The organism is Sphingomonas kyeonggiensis (assembly GCF_014204495.1).
Lineage (GTDB): Bacteria > Pseudomonadota > Alphaproteobacteria > Sphingomonadales > Sphingomonadaceae > Sphingomonas > Sphingomonas kyeonggiensis_A.
In genome coordinates this window covers 536272-553878 of record NZ_JACHLN010000003.1, presented here as the reverse complement: position 1 = coordinate 553878, position 17607 = coordinate 536272, and the positions used below count along the sequence as shown (strand labels likewise).

The window sequence follows — 17607 nt, the reverse complement described above, 5'->3', positions numbered from 1 at the left end:
CCCTTTGCTAAACTGCGGTCAGTGTTGATATGCCGGGCCATCTATTGATGGAAGGAACCCCGTGTCCGAAGCCGGCGCGCCGCAGATCGGCCCCTATATCCAGACCTATCGCAAGGCGCGTTCGCTCACGCTCGATGATCTCGCCCGGCTCTCCGGCGTGTCGCGATCGATGCTGTCGCAGATCGAGCGGGGCCAGGCCAACCCGTCGCTCGCCACCGTCTGGTCGCTCGCCAACGCGCTCGGCGTCGATATATCGGAATTGATCGCCGGCAAGGTGACCGAGCATGAGGTCCGGATCGAGATCTCGTCGGCCTCGTTCACGCCCGAGATCAAGACCGAGGACGGATCCTGCACGCTCCGCATCCTCAGCCCGCCCGACCATGCCGAGCAATATGAATGGTATGAACTGCTGTTCCAGCAGGGCGGGGCGCTGGTCTCCGATCCCCATCCCAAGGGCACGCGCGAGCATCTGACCGTGCTCGAGGGCGCGGTGGAAGTCGTTGCCGGCGATGACCGGGTGATGGTCCCGGCAGGCGCCACCGCACGCTATCCCGCCGACGTGCCGCACAGCCTGCGGGCACGCGACGGCGCGGCGCGGGCACTGCTCGTCATGACCAGCTGATTTTCTTGTTTCCGGGATACTGGACGGGAATTCCACTATGATGTAGCCCATCGGCCTCACGAGGAGGACCGATGGACTCGCAATTCTATTCCCGCGTCGCCGAGACGCTCACCGGGCTCGAGCGCGACGGCCTGATGAAGCCCGAGCGCGTGCTGGGCTCGGCCCAGGGCGGCGAAGTGACGATCGGCGGCAAGCCGGTCATCAACCTGTGCGCCAACAACTATCTCGGCCTCGCCAGCGATCCGCGCGTCGTCGAGGGCGCGATCGAAGCCACGCGCCGCTGGGGCGCCGGGCTTGCGTCGGTGCGGTTCATCTGCGGCACCCAGGAGATCCACAAGGAACTTGAACGCTCGATCGCCGACTATCTCGGTTTCGAGGATTCGATCCTGTTCGCTGCCGCGTTCGACGCCAATGGCGGCGTGTTCGAGCCGCTGCTCGGCGAGGAGGACGCGATCGTCTCCGACACGCTCAACCACGCCTCGATCATCGACGGCGTCCGCCTCTCCAAGGCCAAGCGCTATCGCTACGCCACCAACGACATGGACGATCTGGAGCGCGTGCTGCAGCAGGCCCGCGCCGACGGCGCGCGCACGATCCTGGTCGTCACCGACGGCGTTTTCTCGATGGACGGCACGATCGCCCAGCTCGACGTGATCGCGCAGCTGGCCGAGAAGTACGAAGCGCTGACCATGGTCGATGACTGTCATGCGACCGGCTTCATCGGCGAGCAGGGTCGCGGCACCCCGGCGCTGCGCGGCGTCGAGGGCAAGATCGACATCGTCACCGGCACGTTCGGCAAGGCACTGGGCGGCGCGATGGGCGGCTTCATCGCCGCGCGCCAGCCCGTGATCGACCTGCTGCGCCAGCGCGCGCGGCCCTATCTGTTCTCCAACGCGCTCACCCCGGCGGTGTGCGGCGCCAGCCTGGCGGCGATCGAGATCGCCCGCTCGGCCGACGGCGATGCCCGCCGCGCGCAGATCCAGGCCAATGCCAGCGTGTTCCGCACCCGCATGGCCGCCGCCGGCTTCGACCTGGTTCCCGGCGAGCACGCGATCATCCCGGTGATGCTCTACGAGGCGGCGCTCGCCCAGCGCTTCTCGGCGCGGCTGCTCGAGGCGGGCGTGCTCGCCACCGGCTTCTCCTTCCCCGTCGTGCCGCAGGGCAAGGCGCGCATCCGCACCCAGATGTCCGCCGCGCTCAGCACCGCCCAGGTCGAGCGGGTTGCCGACATCTTTGCCGAAATCGGCCGTGAACTGAGGATTATCTGATGCTGGACGTGAAGATCGAGACCCGCGCCGAGGCCGCCACCGGCACGATGCAGGCGCTCGCCAAGCTCGAGCCGCGCGAAGGCATCTGGAGCACCACCGCCCCGATCCCCGAGATCGGCCCGGACGAGGTGCTGATCCGCGTGCGCAAGACCGCGATCTGCGGCACCGACATCCATATCTACAACTGGGACGAATGGGCCGCGAAGACGATTCCGGTGCCGATGATCGTCGGGCATGAATTCGCCGGCGAGATCGTCGAGATCGGCAAGGGCGTGACGCGCGACCTGCACATCGGCCAGCGCGTGTCGGGCGAGGGCCATGTCATCGATTTCAACAGCGATGCCGCGCGCGCCGGGCGCTTCCACCTCGATCCCAACACGGTGGGCGTGGGCGTCAATCGCCAGGGCGCCTTCGCCGAATATCTCGCGATCCCGGCGTTCAACGTCGTGCCGCTGCCCGAGGACGTCAGCGACGAAGTCGGCTCGCTGCTCGATCCGTTCGGCAACGCGGTGCACACCGCCCAGCAGTTCGACCTGATGGGCGAGGACGTGCTGGTCACCGGCGCCGGCCCGATCGGGATCATGGCCGCTGCCGTTGCGCGCCGTGCCGGTGCCCGCTCGGTCGTCATCACCGACGTCAACCGCTTCCGGCTCGATCTCGCTGCGCGCATCGCCGATGTCCGCCCGGTCGACGTCAGCCGCGAGGACCTGCGCGACGTGATGGCGCAGGAAGGCATCACCAGCGGCTTCGCCACCGCGCTTGAAGTGTCGGGCGCGATCCCGGCGATTCGCCAGGCGATGGACGTGCTGATGATGGGCGGAAACCTGGCGATGCTCGGCATTCCCGGCCAGTCGATGGACGTCGCCTGGGGCGACATCATCCTCAAGGCGCTCAACATTCGCGGCGTCTATGGCCGCGAGATGTTCGGCACCTGGCGCAAGATGTTCGGCCTGATCCGCAACGGTCTGGACCTTGAGCCGTTGATCACCCACCGCTTCGCCGCCGAGGACTTCCAGCAGGGCTTCGACGCGATGCGATCGGGCCAGTCCGGCAAGGTCGTGCTGAGCTGGTAAAACCGGGCGAGGGGCCTTCGGGCCCCTCGAACCGTTGCGGATATGCGACGGAACGGCGCGGCCGTGCGACTGTTGCTTTCGCGAAACCTTCGCAATTGCTCAACGTTACCTAGAATAACCTGCAGAGGCGGGATCTGGGTCGATGAACAAGCAGCACGACTATTATCAGGCCCGCGCAGCGGGCCAGCGAGAGATTGCGGAGCAGCTCAACGGCGCCGCGCGCCAGCAGCATCTGACCCTGGCCGCCATGTATGAAGCGCTCGCGACGGAGGCGAAGCCCAAGGGCGTCGCGCCTTCGAGCAAGGCCCGCCATCTGCCGGATGAACCCGAGACCGAGCGCGCCTATCTCGAGCGCCGCGCCCGCGAGGAGCGCGCCCGCGCCGCCGACAGCGATGATCCCACCGTCCGCCGCATCCGCTTCGCGATGGCGGACGAGTATCTGCGCCGGGCGGACGAGCAGGACTAGGCGAGAAGCCGAGCGTCATACCTCGTCATTTCCAACTCCATCGTCATCCCCGCGAAGGCGGGGATCCAGAGTCACAGGCAGGGTGCGTGCCGCGAGCTTCCGCAGCTCCGGTGGCCGGGTGCGCTATTGCGCCGACGCTCCGCATTACCCTGGATCCCCGCCTTCGCGGGGATGACGAAGAGGGCAGGGGAGGCGCCAAGACGTAGCGGTTCCTCGGCAAAAGCCGGGGAACCGGGAAGTGATCGCCGAACCGTCAGCTCGTCTTGCGGACGATCAGCCGGGGCGGGAGCAGGCGGATTTCCGCGCTGTGGTTGCCGATCTCGCCGATCAGCGTGTCGACCAGCGCCTCGCCGGCGGCGTTATAGTCCTGCGCGATGGTCGTCAGCGGCGGATGGGTGAGGCTGGCGGCGGGGATGTCGTCGAAGCCGACCACCGATACGTCGCCGGGCACGGACTTGCCGGCTTCCTGCAGCGCCCGCAGCGCGCCGATCGCGATCAGGTCCGATGCGGCGAAGATCGCGTCGAACGGCACCTTGTTGGCGAGCAGCTGGCGTGCCGCCTCGAACCCAGATTCCTCGATCGACAGCGCGCCGATCTGCAGGCGCGGATCGGGCTCGATCCCGGCTTCGAGCTGGGTGTCGCAAAAGCCGTGATAGCGATCACGGAACTCGGGATAATGGCTGCTCGCCTCGCCGATGAACGCCAGGCGGCGCCGGCCCCGGGACAGCAGGTGCTCGGCGGCGAGCCGGCCGCCCAGCATGTTGTCGCAGCCGATCGTGGTGCCGAGCCCGTCGAGTTCGACCGATCCCCAGCGGACGAAATGGGTGCGCTGGCGGACCAGGTCCTGCAGCCGGGCGCGGTAGAGCTCGTAATCGCCATAGCCGAGCAGGATCAGCCCGTCGGCCTTGCGCGTGTCCTCATAATCCTTGTGCCAGTCGGACGAGAGCTGCTGGAACGAGGTCAGCAGGTCATAGCCGCGCTTGGCGCAGGTGCGCAGGATCGAGCCGAGCATCGCCAGGAAGAAAGGGTTGATCGCGGTACCGTCCGGCAGCGGATCCTCGAAGAACAGCAGGGCGAGCGTGCTGCTCTGGCCACGGCGGAGCGACGAGGCGTTCTTGTCGACCTTGTAGCCGATCTGGGTGGCGATCGCCTCGATCCGCTTGCGCGTGCCTTCATTGACGGTGGGATCGCCGCGCAGGGCACGGCTTACCGTCGGCTGCGAGACTCCTGCCAGGGCCGCGATGTCGAATGATGTCGGCTTGTCCGGCGAGGCCATGCCGTTTCCTGCTCCCGAAGCGCGAAGTTGTCGCGCGCCCTATCCAAGTAGCGCGCCCGGGCCGGAATCGGAAGCAGCGCTGAATACGTATGCGTTTGCCTTCACTTGGCGGCCCGCTCGGACGATTGGGGAAGACGTTAGAAAAACCGTCGCCAGTGAAGGCGGCGATGATCTTGGGGAGGAATGAAGATGGCTTTGTCCAATCACGCCGCGATTCTGCGCACGCTTTCGCTGAGCGCCAGCACCCGCACGCTCGGTGCTGCCCTGCTGCTGCTGGGCGCGACCCCGGCCTTCGCACAGGACACCAATCCCGCTCCGGCGCCCGCCGACCAGTCGACCGGCGATGAAGCCGCGCTGGTCGTCACCGGCATCCGCGCCTCGCTGACCTCGTCGGCGAACATCAAGCGCAACAACGTCACGATCGTCGACTCGGTCTCCTCCGAAGACATCGGCAAGCTGCCGGACGTCTCGATCGCCGACTCGCTCGCCCGCATCCCGGGCGTCACCGCGCAGCGCCTTGAGGGCCGCGACCAGCGCCTGTCGATCCGCGGCCTTGGCCCCGACTTCTCGACCACGCTGCTCAACGGCCGCGAGCAGGTCACCGTCGGCGACAATCGCGGCGTCGAGTATGACCAGTATCCCTCGGAATTCTTCAAGAACGTCAACGTCTACAAGTCGGCCGACGCCTCGCTGATCGCGGCCGGCATCGCCGGCACCGTCGACCTGCGCATGCTGCGCCCGCTCGACCAGAAGAAGGACACGTTTGTCGTCTCGGCCCGCGGCCAGATGAACGAGAAGGACAAGCTCAATCCGGACGGTACCCGCTACGGCTACAAGGCGTCGGCCACCTATGTCGGCAAGTTCGCCAACGACACGCTGGGCATCGCGCTGGGCGTCTCGGCGCAGAGCACGCCGACCCAGATCGAGCGCTATGCCGCCTGGGGCTTCCCGAGCGAGCCGGCGGCGGGCGGCAACCTGTTCCTCGGCGGCGCCAAGCCGTACGTCCAGTCGAACCTGCTGAAGCGCTATGGCGGCGTCGCCACGGTGGAATGGGCGCCGAGCGACAATTTCCACTCGACCCTCGACGTGCTCTATTCGAACTTCAAGGAAACCCAGCACCTGCGCGGCATCGAGTTCGGCACCGCGCCGACCTGGGGCTCGAACGGCGTGATCGCGCCGGGCTACAAGGTCGAGAACGGCCTGGTCACCGACGCGACGATCAGCAACCTGGTCAACGTCCAGCGCAACGACCTCAACGAGCGCAAGGCCGAGAACATCTCGATCGGCTGGAACAACGACTTCAAGCTGAGCGACACGATCCATTTCAACGTCGACGCCAGCTGGAGCCGTGCGACCCGCACTGACTTCCTGCTCGAGACCTATTCGGGCACCGGCTACAACTCGACCGGCGCGAAGGACACGGTCCACATCACCCAGAACAGCGACGGCACCTATGACATCGTGCCGACGCTCGACTATTCGAACACCAGCGTGATCCGCCTGACCGATCCGCGCGGCTGGGGCTATAACGGCACCACCGCGGTGGTGCAGGCCGGCTTCCTCAACCGTCCGGACTTCACCGACGACCTCAAGTCGCTGCGCGCCAGCTTCAAGGGCGAGATCGCCGGCAGCGTGCTGAGCGGCTGGGAAGTGGGCGGCAACTACAGCCGCCGCGAGAAGCAGAGCAAGTACACCAGCTACTTCCTCTGCCCCAAGGGCGGCGGCACCAACTGCACCGTCGCCAGCGGCACGCCGACCAGCGTCGCGGTGCCGGCCGATGCGGTGCTCAGCGAGAGCGTGAGCCTCGACTATCTGGGCGTGCCCAAGATGCTGACCGTCGATCCGATGAAGATCTACGGCCTGCTCAACTCGGTGTTCGACAACCGCCCGGACTCGCTGGTGCGCGACAACACGGTCACCGAGGACGTGATCACCGGCTATGCCAAGCTGACCGTCGACGGGGACGTGGGCGGCAAGGCGCTCAAGGGCTCGCTCGGCCTGCAGGTGGTGCACACCAAGCAGGGCGGTGATGGCCAGATCGCCAGCCTGCTGAACGGCGTGGTGACGATATCGCCGGTGAGCGCCTCGACCAGCTACACCAACTTCCTGCCCTCGGCCTCGTTCAGCCTCGAGCTGGAGCCGAACTTCTACATCAAGCTGGGTGCCGCCCAGACCATGGTGCGCCCGCGCCTCGACCAGGAGCGCGTGACCCAGGCGGTGTCGATCGACATCTCGAAGATCGGCATGGGCAGCCTGCCGCAGAACAGCCCGTTCAGCTCGAACGGCGGCAATGCCAACCTGCGCCCGTACCAGTCGACCAACATCGACATCTCGTTCGAGAAGTATCTGGGCAACAGCGGCGGCTATCTGGCGCTGACCGGCTTCTTCAAGCACCTGACCGACTTCGTCGATCCGAACAACTCGGTGCTGTACGACTTCACCCCGCTGCTCGCGGCGCTGACGCCGGCGCAGCAGGCGATCGTCCGCGGCCAGAACGCGCAGTTCGGCCTGGTCAGCTCGCCCGCCAACACCGGCAATGGCGACATCCTGGGTGTCGAGGCGACCGCGTCGCTGCCGTTCACCGTGTTCAGCTCGGCGCTTGACGGCTTCGGCGTCTTCGCCAGCGGCACCTATGTCGACAGCAAGATCCGCTATGGCAACAGCGCCACGCCGATCACGCTGCCCGGCCAGTCCAAGTGGGTCGCCACCGCCACCGCCTATTACGAGAAGGGCGGCTTCCAGGCCCGCGCCACCTATCGCTGGCGCGACAGCTTCCTGGCCGAGCTCGCCGGCCTCTCGGCGAACCCGGAATATCGCCTGGGTCGTGCGGAAGGCGTGCTCGACGCGCAGATCGGCTATGAGTTCAAGAGCGGACCGCTCGCCGGCCTCTCGATCCTCGCCCAGGCGAAGAACATCACCGACCAGCCCTTCGTCACCACCGAGGCGACCGACAAGCGCCTGGTGCGCGAGTATCAGCGCTATGGCCGCGACTATTATCTCGGCCTGACCTACAAGTTCTGATCCCCCCGAGCTGTGGCCCGGCTTCCCCGCCGGGCCACCTGTTTTTTGTCGAGGCGCCGACGTGCAGACTGAGCAGCCGATCCGCATCGTGATCGCCGGTGGCGGCACCGCGGGCTGGATGGCCGCGGCGGCCTTCGCCCGGTTCCTCGACAAGCGTTTCCGCATCATCCTGGTCGAGTCCGAGGCGATCGGCACGATCGGCGTGGGCGAAGCGACGATCCCGCAGATCCGGCTGTTCAACGCCAGCCTGGGGATCGACGAGAACCAGTTCATTGCCGCCACCCAGGCCAGCTTCAAGCTCGCGATCGAGTTCGTCGGCTGGACGAAGGGCGGTCGCTACATGCACGCGTTTGGCGATGTCGGCCGCGAGAATGGCCTGCTCGCCTTCCAGCACAGCTGGCTGCGCGGGAAGGCCGAAGGCGTCGCCAAGCCGCTCGCACCCTATGCGCTCAACAATGCGGCGGCGCTGGCCAACAAGTTCCAGCGCGGACCGGCACGGACGGCGAAGCTGCTGCCCGAAATGCCCTATGCCTTCCATTTCGACGCCGGCCTCTATGCCCGCTTCCTGCGCGGCCTGGCCGAGAGTGGCGGCGTCGAGCGCATCGAAGGCCGGATCGTCTCGGTCGCGCGTGACGGCGAGAATGGCGACGTCACTGCGCTCAAGCTCGACGGCGAGCGCGAGGTGGCGGGCGACCTGTTCCTGGACTGCACCGGTTTCCGCGCGCTGCTGCTCGGCGAGACGCTGGGCGCCGGGTTCGAGGCGTGGAGCGAGCTGCTGCCCTGCGATCGCGCGATGGCGGTGCCGTCCGAGCGCGCCCGCGACTTCACCCCCTATACCCGTGCCACCGCGCACGGTGCCGGCTGGCAGTGGCGCATCCCGCTCCAGCACCGCACCGGCAACGGCATCGTCTATTCGAGCGCGCATCTCTCCGACGACGAGGCAGCAGCGCGGCTGCTCGCCGGGCTGGACGAGAAGCCGCTCGATGATCCCCGGCCGCTGCGCTTCACCGCCGGCAAGCGGACCAGCTTCTGGAAGCATAATGTCATCGCGCTCGGCCTCGCCGGCGGCTTCCTCGAGCCGCTGGAATCGACCAGCATCCACATGATCCAGTCGGCGATCGAGCGGGTGCTCAAGCTGCTGCCGGGCAAGCGGGTCGGCCAGGTCCAGCGCGACGAATATGATCGCCAGACCCACCTGGAATATGACCGCATCCGCGATTTCCTGGTGCTGCACTATTGGGCGAACGACCGTGACGAGCCTTTCTGGATCGACCGGCGGGAGGCGGCGCTGCCCGACAGCCTCCGGCACAAGATCGAGCTATGGCGCGCCTCGGGCCAGATCGTGCGCGGCGAGGCGGACCTGTTCAGCGAAGTCGCCTGGCTCCAGGTGCTGGCGGGGCAGGGGATTGCCGCGACCGGATACCACCCGCTCGCCGATGCGCCCTCGCATGACGAGATCGCCGAATATCTCGAGCTGATCGAGCTGCTCAATGCGCGTGAGGTGGGGCAGATGCAGGATCACGCCGCGTTCGTGGCGCAGCATTGTGCGGGGAAGGCCTGATGCGCGGCATGTTCAACCCGTTCCGCTCCCCGGCGAAAGCCGGGGCTCAGAGTCACAAGCGACACGGCAGAGAAACCCTGGGCCCCGGCTTTCGCCGGGGAGCGGCTATGTTGCTCGCATTTCTGGCTGCCACGCCTGCGCTGGCACAGGACTATCGCGCCCGGCTGCCCCAGGACGAAGTGATCTACTTCGTCCTCCCCGATCGCTTCGCCAATGGCGATCCCGCCAACGACCGCGGCGGCCTCAAGGGCGATCGCAGCACCACCGGTTTCGACCCGGCCGACGCGCGCTATTATCATGGCGGCGACCTCAAGGGGCTCGCGAGCAAGCTTCCCTATCTCCAGAAGCTGGGCATCACCGCGATCTGGGTCGCGCCGATCTTCGTCAACAAGCCCGTCCAGGGTGGGCCGGGCCAGCAAAGCGCGGGCTATCACGGCTATTGGATCACCGACTTCACCCATGTCGATCCGCATTTCGGCACCGATGCCGAGTTCAAGGCACTGATTGATGCGGCTCATGCCCGTGGCATGAAGGTCTATATGGACATCGTCGCCAACCATACGGCCGACGTGATCCAGTATCGCGAGTGCGTCGGCGCCAATGCCTGCCCCTATCGCGGCAAGGCCGACTATCCCTATCAGCGCCGCGGCGGGGTGAACGGAGCGCCGATCAACCCGGGCTTCGTTGGCGATGCGGTCCAGACGGGGGAGAATTTCGCGAAGCTGACCGACCCGGGCTACGCCTATACGCCCTTCGTCCCCGCGGCGGAGAAGAACGCCAAGTTCCCCGCCTGGCTCAACGATCCGATCTACTATCACAACCGGGGTGACTCGACCTTCGCCGGCGAGAGCTCGACCATGGGCGATTTCGTCGGACTCGACGACCTGATGACCGAGAACCCGCGCGTCGTCGCGGGGATGATCGACATCTATGGCAGCTGGATCGACCGGTTCGGCGTCGATGGTTTCCGCATCGATACCGCGCGCCATGTGAACCCGGAATTCTGGCAGGCCTTTGTCCCCGCCATGCTCGACCGCGCGCATGCCAAGGGCATCCCGAACTTCCACATCTTCGGCGAGGTCGCCGATCCCGCCGCCCAGGCCGCGCACACGATCACCGCGAAATTCCCCTCGGTGCTCGACTTCGCTTTCCGGCAGGCGCTGCTCGACAGCGTTGCGGGCACCAAGGGCACCGATGTGTTCGAGAAGCTGTTCGACGGCGACGTGCTCTACGCGCATGGCTTCGACACCGCGATCACGCTGCCGACCTTCAGCGGCAATCACGACAATGGCCGCTTCGCCTGGTTCGTCCGCAAGGCGTTTCCAGAAGCGAGCGAAGCCGAGGTGCTGCAGCGCGTGCTGCTCTCCAACGCCCTGCTGCTCACCCTGCGCGGCGTGCCGACCATCTATGCCGGCGACGAGCAGGGCTTTGCCGGCGGATCGAACGATGTCGATGCGCGCGAGGACCAGTTCGGCTCCAGGGTGGCGCAATATAACGCCCGCAAGCTGGTCGGCAGCGATGGGACCACGGCCACACCCAGCTTCGACGAGACCAGTCCGATCTTCCGCGAGATCGCCGGTCTTGCCCGGCTGCGTATCGCCCATCCGGCGCTCACTCGCGGCCGCCAGTTGCTGCGCGCCCGCGAGGACAAGCCCGGGCTGCTCGCCTTCTCGCGCTTCGATCCCGTAACCGGCGCCGAACTGGTGCTCGCCTTCAACACATCGACTGCCGCGATCACGCGCCAGGTTGAAGTCGAGACTGGTTCGCTGCGCTTCCACCCGCTCGCGGGCAACTGCGCCGCCACGGCCAGTGCCCCGGGCTCCCTGACCATCACCCTGCCGCCGCTCGGGTATGCGGTGTGCGCGGCGGAGACGAAACAGTGACCCAGCTTGCCGCGAAAGCGGAACTTCAACACGCCCAGCCCTGGTGGAAGGGCGCCGTCATCTACCAGATCTATCCGCGCAGCTTCTTCGATTCGAACGGCGACGGCATCGGCGACCTGCCCGGCATCACCGCGCGGCTGGACCATATCGCCAGCCTGGGCGTCGACGCGATCTGGCTGTCGCCCTTCTTCAAGTCGCCCATGGCCGATTTCGGCTATGACGTGGCCGACTATCGCGACGTCGATCCGATCTTCGGCACGCTCGCTGATTTCGACGCGCTGATCGCCCGTGCCCATGCGCTCGGCCTGCGCGTGCTGATCGACCAGGTCTGGGCGCACACTTCGGACGAGCATCCCTGGTTCGTCGAGAGCCGCGCCAGCCGCGACAATCCCAAGGCCAACTGGTACGTCTGGCACGACGCGAAGCCGGAAGGTTCGCCACCGACCAACTGGCAGTCCGTCTTCGGCGGCCCGGCCTGGACCTGGGACGCGCGGCGCGGCCAGTACTACATGCACAATTTCCTGAAGGAGCAGCCCCAGCTCAACTGCCACCTTCCGCAAGTGCAGGAAGAGCTGCTGGCGATCACCCGCTTCTGGCTGGATCGGGGCGTCGACGGCTTCCGCATCGATGCGATCAACTTCTCGATGCACGACCTGGAATTCCGCGACAACCCGCCGGCCCCGGATTCGAACACGCCGCGCACCCGCCCGTTCGACTTCCAGCTCCACATCTACAACCAGAGCCACGCCGACATCCCGCCGTTCCTCGAGCGGCTGCGCGGCGTGTTCGACGAATATCCCGATCGCTTCACCGTCGCCGAAGTCGGCGGTGCGGATGCGGACCGGGAGATGAAGCTGTTCACCGCCGGCAACAACCGGCTCAACACCGCCTATGGCTTCGATTTCCTCTACGCCTCGCAGCTGACCGCATCGGCGGTACGCGAAGCGCTGGAGAACTGGCCGGCGGATAGCAGCTGGCCGAGCTGGGCATTCGAGAACCATGACGCACCCCGCGCCGTCTCGCGCTGGGCCGCGCCCGAGCAGGCCGATGCGTTCGCCCGGATGAAGATGCTGCTGCTCGCCGCGCTGCGCGGCAACATCTTCCTTTACTATGGCGAGGAGCTGGGGCTCGATCAGGTCGAGATCGCGTTCGAGGATCTCCAGGATCCCGAGGCGATCGCCAACTGGCCGCGCACCTTGTCGCGCGACGGCGCGCGTACGCCGATGCCGTGGGAGGCAGCCGCGCCGGAGCTCGGCTTCACCAGCGGCAAGCCCTGGCTGCCGGTCGGCCCCAACCATGCCAGGCTGGCGATCGACGTGCAGAACGCCGATACCGGCTCGCTGCTCGCCTGGACCCGCAAGGTGCTCGCGCTCCGCAATGGATCGCCCGCGCTCCGGACCGGCGGGATCGCCTTCCTCGATGCGCCCAGCGAACTGCTCGCCTTCGAGCGCGAGGCGGAGGGCGAGCGCTTGCTCTGCATCTTCAACCTGGGCGATGCTGCGCAGCAATTCGTGCCCGGCGATGCATCGCGCTGGCGCCCGCTGCTTTCGACCGGCAGCATCGCCGACTGGACCTTTGCCCCCTATTCCGGGTTGATCGCCCGCATCGAAGCCTGAGGAGTATCCATGAAGTTCGTCCCCCTCGCGCTGGCCTTCGCCGCCTTTTCCTTCTCCGCCCCGGCGCTGGCGCAGGACGACCTGTCGCAGAAGACCGACGGCAATGTCGTCGCCCGCGCGGCCTCGCCCGACGGCAAGCTCACCGTGACGATCAGCCTCGATAACGAGGGTCGGGCAAGCTACGCCGTGCAGCGCGCCGGCAAGCCGCTGCTCACCGACAGCCGGCTCGGCTTCCTGTTCACCGACGCGCCCAAGCTCGACCGGGGCATGAGCGTGGTCGAAGTGAAGCGCGACAAGTCGGACACGAGCTGGAACCAGCCCTTCGGCGAATGGTCGACGATCCGCGACAATCACACCGAGATGACGGTGCGCCTGCGCGAGAAGGCCGATCTCAAGCGCGAGATGGACGTCACGTTCCGGATCTTCGATGACGGTATCGGCTTCCGCTACACGCTCCCCACCCAGGCCAATCTCAAGCACGCCAATATCGCCGACGAGCTGACCGAGTTCGCCTTTGCCGGGCCGGGCACTGCCTGGTGGAAGCCGGCCTATCTGTGGAACCGCGAGGAATATCTCTACAACAAGACCCCGCTCGATGCGGTCGGCACCGCGCAGACGGTGATGACGGTCAAGCTCGCCGACGGCACCCATGTCGCGCTGCACGAGGCGGCGCTGGTCGACTATGCCGCGATGAACCTGCAGCGTGCCGAGGGGAACACCTTCAAGGCCTCGCTCACGCCGGGTGCGGGGGCTCCGAAGGTGTCGCGCGACGCCGGCTTCTCGACCCCGTGGCGCACGATCGCGGTCGCCGATGACGCGGCCGGCCTCTACGCCGCCAGCCGGATGACGCTGAACCTCAACGAGCCGAACAAGCTCGGCGACGTCTCCTGGATCAAGCCGGGCAAGTTCGTTGGCGTGTGGTGGAACATGATCAAGGGCGAATGGACCTGGTCGCGCGGGCCGAAGCACGGCGCCACCACCGCGCATGTGAAGCAGTATATCGACTTCGCCGCGGCCAACCATATCCCCGGCGTGCTCGTCGAGGGCTGGAATGTCGGCTGGGACGGCAACTGGTTCGGCAATGGCAAGGACATGAACTTCGACCAGCCGACCGAGGATTTCGACGCCGCCGAGCTGGCGCGCTATGCCAAGGCGAAGGGCGTATACCTGATCGGCCATAACGAGACCGGCGGCTCGGCCAGCCATTATGACAGCCAGCTCGACCGCGCGTTCAAATACGCGCAGGACCACGGCATCCCGGTGGTCAAGACCGGCTATGTCACCGATGCCGGCCAGATCGAGCGCGTCGATCCGGACGGCTCGCAGCACCGCGAATGGCATGAGAGCCAGTGGATGGTGAACCATCATCTCCGTGTCGTGGAGACGGCGGCCAAGTACCACGTCTCGATCGACAGCCATGAGCCGGTCAAGGACACGGGCCTGCGCCGCACCTACCCGAACTGGGTGGCGCGCGAGGGCGGCCGCGGCATGGAATATAACGCCTGGGAAGGTGGCAAGAACCCGCCCGAGCATGAGGCCAACATGGTCTTCACCCAGCTGCTCGGCGGCCCGATGGACTTCACCCCGGGCGTGCTCAGCCTGAGCGGATCGAACGGTTCGGCGATCAAGTCGACCATCGCCAAGCAATTGGCCCTGTACGTCGTGCTCTACTCGCCGGTGGTGATGGCCGCCGACACGCCGGAGAACTACGCCAAGTACCCGCGTGAGATGAAGTTCATCCGCGACGTGCCGACCGACTGGAGCGACACCCGCGTGCTGAACGGCGAGGTCGGCGACTATGCGACGATCGTCCGCAAGGCCAAGGGCAGCGACGACTGGTATCTCGGTGCGGTCGGCGACGAGGAAGCGCGCAGCTCGACCGTGACGCTCGATTTCCTCGATGCCGGCAAGATCTACACCGCCGAGATCTATCGCGACGGCCCGGGTGCCGACTACCGCACCGATGCCCGCCATTCGATCACGATCGAGACGCGCCAGGTGAAGAAGGGCGACACGCTGACCATCGCGCTCGCGCCGGGCGGTGGCGAGGCGATCCGCTTCGTCGCGCCGGGCAAGAAGGCGCGCCGCCGGTGAGCAAGGCAGGGGGGCGGCCGCGCCAGGGATTTGCCGGGCTGTGGAACATCAGCTTCGGCTTCCTGGGCATCCAGATCGGCTTCGCGCTGCAGAACGCGAACATGAGCCGCGTCTTCCAGTCGCTGGGTGAGAGCATCGACAATCTCCCGTTGCTGTGGATCGCCGCCCCCCTGACCGGCCTGCTCGTCCAGCCGGTCATCGGCCATTATTCGGACCGGACCTGGGGTAGGTTCGGCCGCCGTCGTCCTTATTTCCTCGCCGGCGCGGTGCTGGCGACGCTGGCGCTGTTCGGCATGCCCAATGCGCCGGTGCTGCTCGTCGCGGCGCTGCTGCTCTGGGTGCTCGATGCTTCGCTCAACGTGTCGATGGAGCCGTTCCGCGCGTTCGTCGGCGACATGCTCGACAAGGAGCAGCACACCGCCGGCTATGCGATCCAGACCGCCTTCATCGGCGCGGGCGCGGTGATCGGATCGGCGACGCCGTTCCTGCTCGATCATTTCGGCGTGTCGAACGTCGCACCGGGCGGGGGCCTGCCTGATACCGTGCGCTGGAGCTTCTACCTTGGCGGCGCGGCGCTGCTGCTCGCGGTGCTGTGGACGGTGTTCACCACCCGCGAATATTCACCGGAGGAGATCGCGGCGTTCGATGGTCCGGCGCCGGAGCCGCAGGCGCCCCCACCCGCCTCGGCCGGCGCCGGCGTGCCCTGGCTGGCTGCCGGTGCCGCGCTCGGCGTCGCGGTATTCGCGCTCGGGCTGGAGAAGGAGCTGTACCTGCTCGCCGGCCTGCTCGCCGCCTATGGTGCGGCGCGGATCGTCACGGCGGTGACGCGGGGCGGGGGACTGCTCGGCGACCTGATGGCCGATTTCTCCGGGATGCCGCCGGTGATGAAGCGCCTCGCGGTGGTCCAGTTCTTCAGCTGGTCGGCGCTGTTCATCATGTGGATCTACACCACCCCGGTGGTGGCCCAGTACGTCTTCCACGCGCCCGATCCCGCCAGCGAGGGCTATAACGACGCAGGCAACTGGGTCGGCATCCTGTTCGCCGCGTACAATGCCGTCGCCACGCTCGCCGCGCTGTTCCTCCTGCGCCCGCTCGCCCGCCGCTTCGGCAAGACGCGCACGCATGCGATTGCGCTCGGCCTCGGCGCGCTCGGCTATGCGAGCTTCCTGGTGATCCGGGATGCGAACACGCTGCTGCTCGCCGAGATCGGCATCGGCATCGCCTGGGCGTCGATCCTGGCGATGCCCTATGCCATCCTCGCCTCGTCGCTGCCCCAGGCCAAGCTCGGCGTCTATATGGGCCTGTTCAACGTCTTCATCGTCATCCCGCAGCTCCTCGTTGCCACGGTGATCGGCACGGTGATGCGGCACCTGTTCCCCGGCCAGCCGATCTGGACGATGGCGATCGCGGCGGTTGTGATGGGCCTCGCCGCCCTGGCGACGCTGCGGGTGCGGGAGGCCTGAGGCGGCCTCCCTTCCCATCGTCACCCTGAAACAAGTTCAGGGTGACGATGGGAAGGGCAAGGCCTCAGGCCGCCTTCTGCGGATGGGTGAACTGGATCGCCACCGCCACCGCGGCGAACGCAGCGCCGAGCAGCGACACCGCCGTCCAGCCGCCGATCGACCATGCCCAGGTCGCCGCGCCCGATCCGGTCGCACCGCCGACGAACATCGCGCCCATGAAGATCGTGTTGAGCCGTGCCCGTGCCTCGGGCCGCAGCGCGAACACGACATGCTGGTGCGAGACGAGCGCGCCCTGCACGCCGAAATCGAGGAGGATCACGCCGATCACCATGCCCGCGATCGAGGCCCAGAGCCCGGTGAACGCCCAGCCGATCAGCACGCAGACCGCGCCGAGCAGGATCACCGGCCGCGGCCCCTTCCGGTCGGCAATGCGTCCGGCGATCGGGGCGGCAAGCACGCCTACCGCGCCGATCACGCCGAACAGGCCCGCCACTTCCGAGCCCATCCCGAAGGCCGGCTCCTGCAGCCGCAGCGCCAGGATCGTCCAGAAGCCGCTGAACGCCGCGAACAACAGGCCCTGGGTGATGGCGGCATGGCGCAGCGCGCCGAACTCGCGCCACAGCCCACCGAGGGAGCGGAGCAGCTGGGGGTAGCGCAGGTCCGAATCCGGCGCGCTGTGCGGCAAGGCCAGCGCCATCACGCCGCCAGCCGCCAGGGCGAGGGGTACGCCGAGCCAGAACATCTCGCGCCAGCCGGTATGGGCGGCGACGAAGCCCGCCAGCGTCCGGCTGAGCAGGATGCCGCAGAGCAATCCGGCCATGACGGTGCCCACCACCGCGCCGCGCTTCTCGGGCGGTGCCAGGTGCGCGGCGAGCGGCACCACCTGCTGCGCCACCGTGGCCGCAAAGCCCACCGCCACCGACGCTGCGATGATCATCGCAGCGCTCGGCGCGATGGCGGCCAGCGCCAGCGCGCCGGCGAGCACGACGAACTGGATCGCGATCAGTCGCTTGCGCTCGACCAAGTCGCCCAGCGGCACCAGCAGGAACAGCCCGAGCGCATAGCCGATCTGCGTCGCCGTCGGCACCAGCACGGTCAGCGCGCCCGGCAGGTCGCGCTGCATCACGCCCAGCATCGGCTGGCAGTAATAGATATTGGCGACGGCGATGCCCGCCGCGGCGGCCATGGCGAAGATCAGTGGACGGCCGAGCGCGTCCGGTGCCGCGGGAGCGGCCTGGGGGGCGGTGCTGCTCATGATTGTCTC

12 protein-coding genes are annotated in these 17607 nt (G+C 67.2%); 10 read left to right on the top strand and 2 right to left on the bottom strand.

Going from position 1 to position 17607, the window contains the following annotated elements; translation table 11 throughout:
* Positions 1-61 precede the first annotated feature (61 nt).
* The 4 genes from HNP52_RS23305 (at position 62) to HNP52_RS16730 (ending at position 3429) form a co-directional block, all read left to right on the top strand.
* Positions 62-622: a helix-turn-helix domain-containing protein gene (locus HNP52_RS23305; protein ID WP_184168759.1), complete on the top strand. Its 561-nt coding sequence runs from the start codon at positions 62-64 to the stop codon at positions 620-622.
* Between the two features lie 71 nt (positions 623-693).
* Entirely contained in the window at positions 694-1890 is a 1197-nt protein-coding gene (locus HNP52_RS16740) for a glycine C-acetyltransferase (protein WP_184168758.1), read from the top strand.
* On the top strand, positions 1890-2963 hold the full coding sequence (gene tdh / locus HNP52_RS16735) for an L-threonine 3-dehydrogenase (protein WP_221416467.1): 1074 nt from the start codon (positions 1890-1892) through the stop codon (positions 2961-2963). Before HNP52_RS16740 ends, tdh begins: the two co-directional genes overlap by 1 nt.
* Before the next feature lie 142 nt (positions 2964-3105).
* A complete protein-coding gene (locus tag HNP52_RS16730) occupies positions 3106-3429 on the top strand; it encodes a hypothetical protein (protein WP_184168757.1) in 324 nt (107 codons plus the stop codon).
* Positions 3430-3682: 253 nt separating this feature from the next.
* Here the strand turns inward: HNP52_RS16730 and HNP52_RS16725 are convergent, their stop codons facing one another.
* Positions 3683-4705 (bottom strand): LacI family DNA-binding transcriptional regulator, encoded by a 1023-nt coding sequence (locus HNP52_RS16725; RefSeq protein WP_184168756.1) that lies wholly within the window; start codon positions 4703-4705, stop codon positions 3683-3685.
* Between the two features lie 189 nt (positions 4706-4894).
* Here HNP52_RS16725 and HNP52_RS16720 point away from each other — a divergent pair, with 189 nt between their 5' ends.
* The 6 genes from HNP52_RS16720 to HNP52_RS16695 all read left to right on the top strand — a co-directional run bounded on the left by HNP52_RS16720 (position 4895) and on the right by HNP52_RS16695 (position 16343).
* Positions 4895-7726: a TonB-dependent receptor gene (locus tag HNP52_RS16720; protein WP_184168755.1), complete on the top strand. Its 2832-nt coding sequence runs from the start codon at positions 4895-4897 to the stop codon at positions 7724-7726.
* 61 nt (positions 7727-7787) lie between these two features.
* Positions 7788-9287 carry a tryptophan halogenase family protein gene (locus tag HNP52_RS16715; RefSeq protein WP_184168754.1) on the top strand — a complete coding sequence of 500 codons (1500 nt, stop codon included), beginning with the start codon at positions 7788-7790 and terminating at the stop codon, positions 9285-9287.
* 107 nt (positions 9288-9394) lie between these two features.
* Positions 9395-11170 carry an alpha-amylase family glycosyl hydrolase gene (locus HNP52_RS16710; RefSeq protein WP_184168753.1) on the top strand — a complete coding sequence of 592 codons (1776 nt, stop codon included), beginning with the start codon at positions 9395-9397 and terminating at the stop codon, positions 11168-11170.
* Positions 11167-12786, top strand: coding sequence for an alpha-glucosidase (locus HNP52_RS16705; protein WP_184168752.1), 1620 nt, complete (start codon positions 11167-11169; stop codon positions 12784-12786). The genes HNP52_RS16710 and HNP52_RS16705 overlap by 4 nt, the downstream gene beginning before the upstream one ends.
* 9 nt (positions 12787-12795) lie before the next feature.
* Positions 12796-14880 carry a glycoside hydrolase family 97 protein gene (locus HNP52_RS16700; protein WP_184168751.1) on the top strand — a complete coding sequence of 695 codons (2085 nt, stop codon included), beginning with the start codon at positions 12796-12798 and terminating at the stop codon, positions 14878-14880.
* Positions 14877-16343: an MFS transporter gene (locus HNP52_RS16695; protein WP_184168750.1), complete on the top strand. Its 1467-nt coding sequence runs from the start codon at positions 14877-14879 to the stop codon at positions 16341-16343. Before HNP52_RS16700 ends, HNP52_RS16695 begins: the two co-directional genes overlap by 4 nt.
* 64 nt (positions 16344-16407) lie before the next feature.
* Here the strand turns inward: HNP52_RS16695 and HNP52_RS16690 are convergent, their stop codons facing one another.
* Positions 16408-17598 carry an MFS transporter gene (locus tag HNP52_RS16690; protein WP_184168749.1) on the bottom strand — a complete coding sequence of 397 codons (1191 nt, stop codon included), beginning with the start codon at positions 17596-17598 and terminating at the stop codon, positions 16408-16410.
* Positions 17599-17607: the final 9 nt, after the last annotated feature.

Coding starts and splice junctions, on each gene's coding strand:
- HNP52_RS16720 (WP_184168755.1), top strand. CDS start 4,895: ATGGCTTTGTCCAATCACGCCGCGATTCTGCGCACGCTTTCGCTGAGC.
- HNP52_RS16700 (WP_184168751.1), top strand. CDS start 12,796: ATGAAGTTCGTCCCCCTCGCGCTGGCCTTCGCCGCCTTTTCCTTCTCC.
- HNP52_RS16730 (WP_184168757.1), top strand. CDS start 3,106: ATGAACAAGCAGCACGACTATTATCAGGCCCGCGCAGCGGGCCAGCGA.
- HNP52_RS16690 (WP_184168749.1), bottom strand. CDS start 17,598: ATGAGCAGCACCGCCCCCCAGGCCGCTCCCGCGGCACCGGACGCGCTC.
- HNP52_RS16725 (WP_184168756.1), bottom strand. CDS start 4,705: ATGGCCTCGCCGGACAAGCCGACATCATTCGACATCGCGGCCCTGGCA.
- tdh (WP_221416467.1), top strand. CDS start 1,890: ATGCTGGACGTGAAGATCGAGACCCGCGCCGAGGCCGCCACCGGCACG.
- HNP52_RS16740 (WP_184168758.1), top strand. CDS start 694: ATGGACTCGCAATTCTATTCCCGCGTCGCCGAGACGCTCACCGGGCTC.
- HNP52_RS16710 (WP_184168753.1), top strand. CDS start 9,395: ATGTTGCTCGCATTTCTGGCTGCCACGCCTGCGCTGGCACAGGACTAT.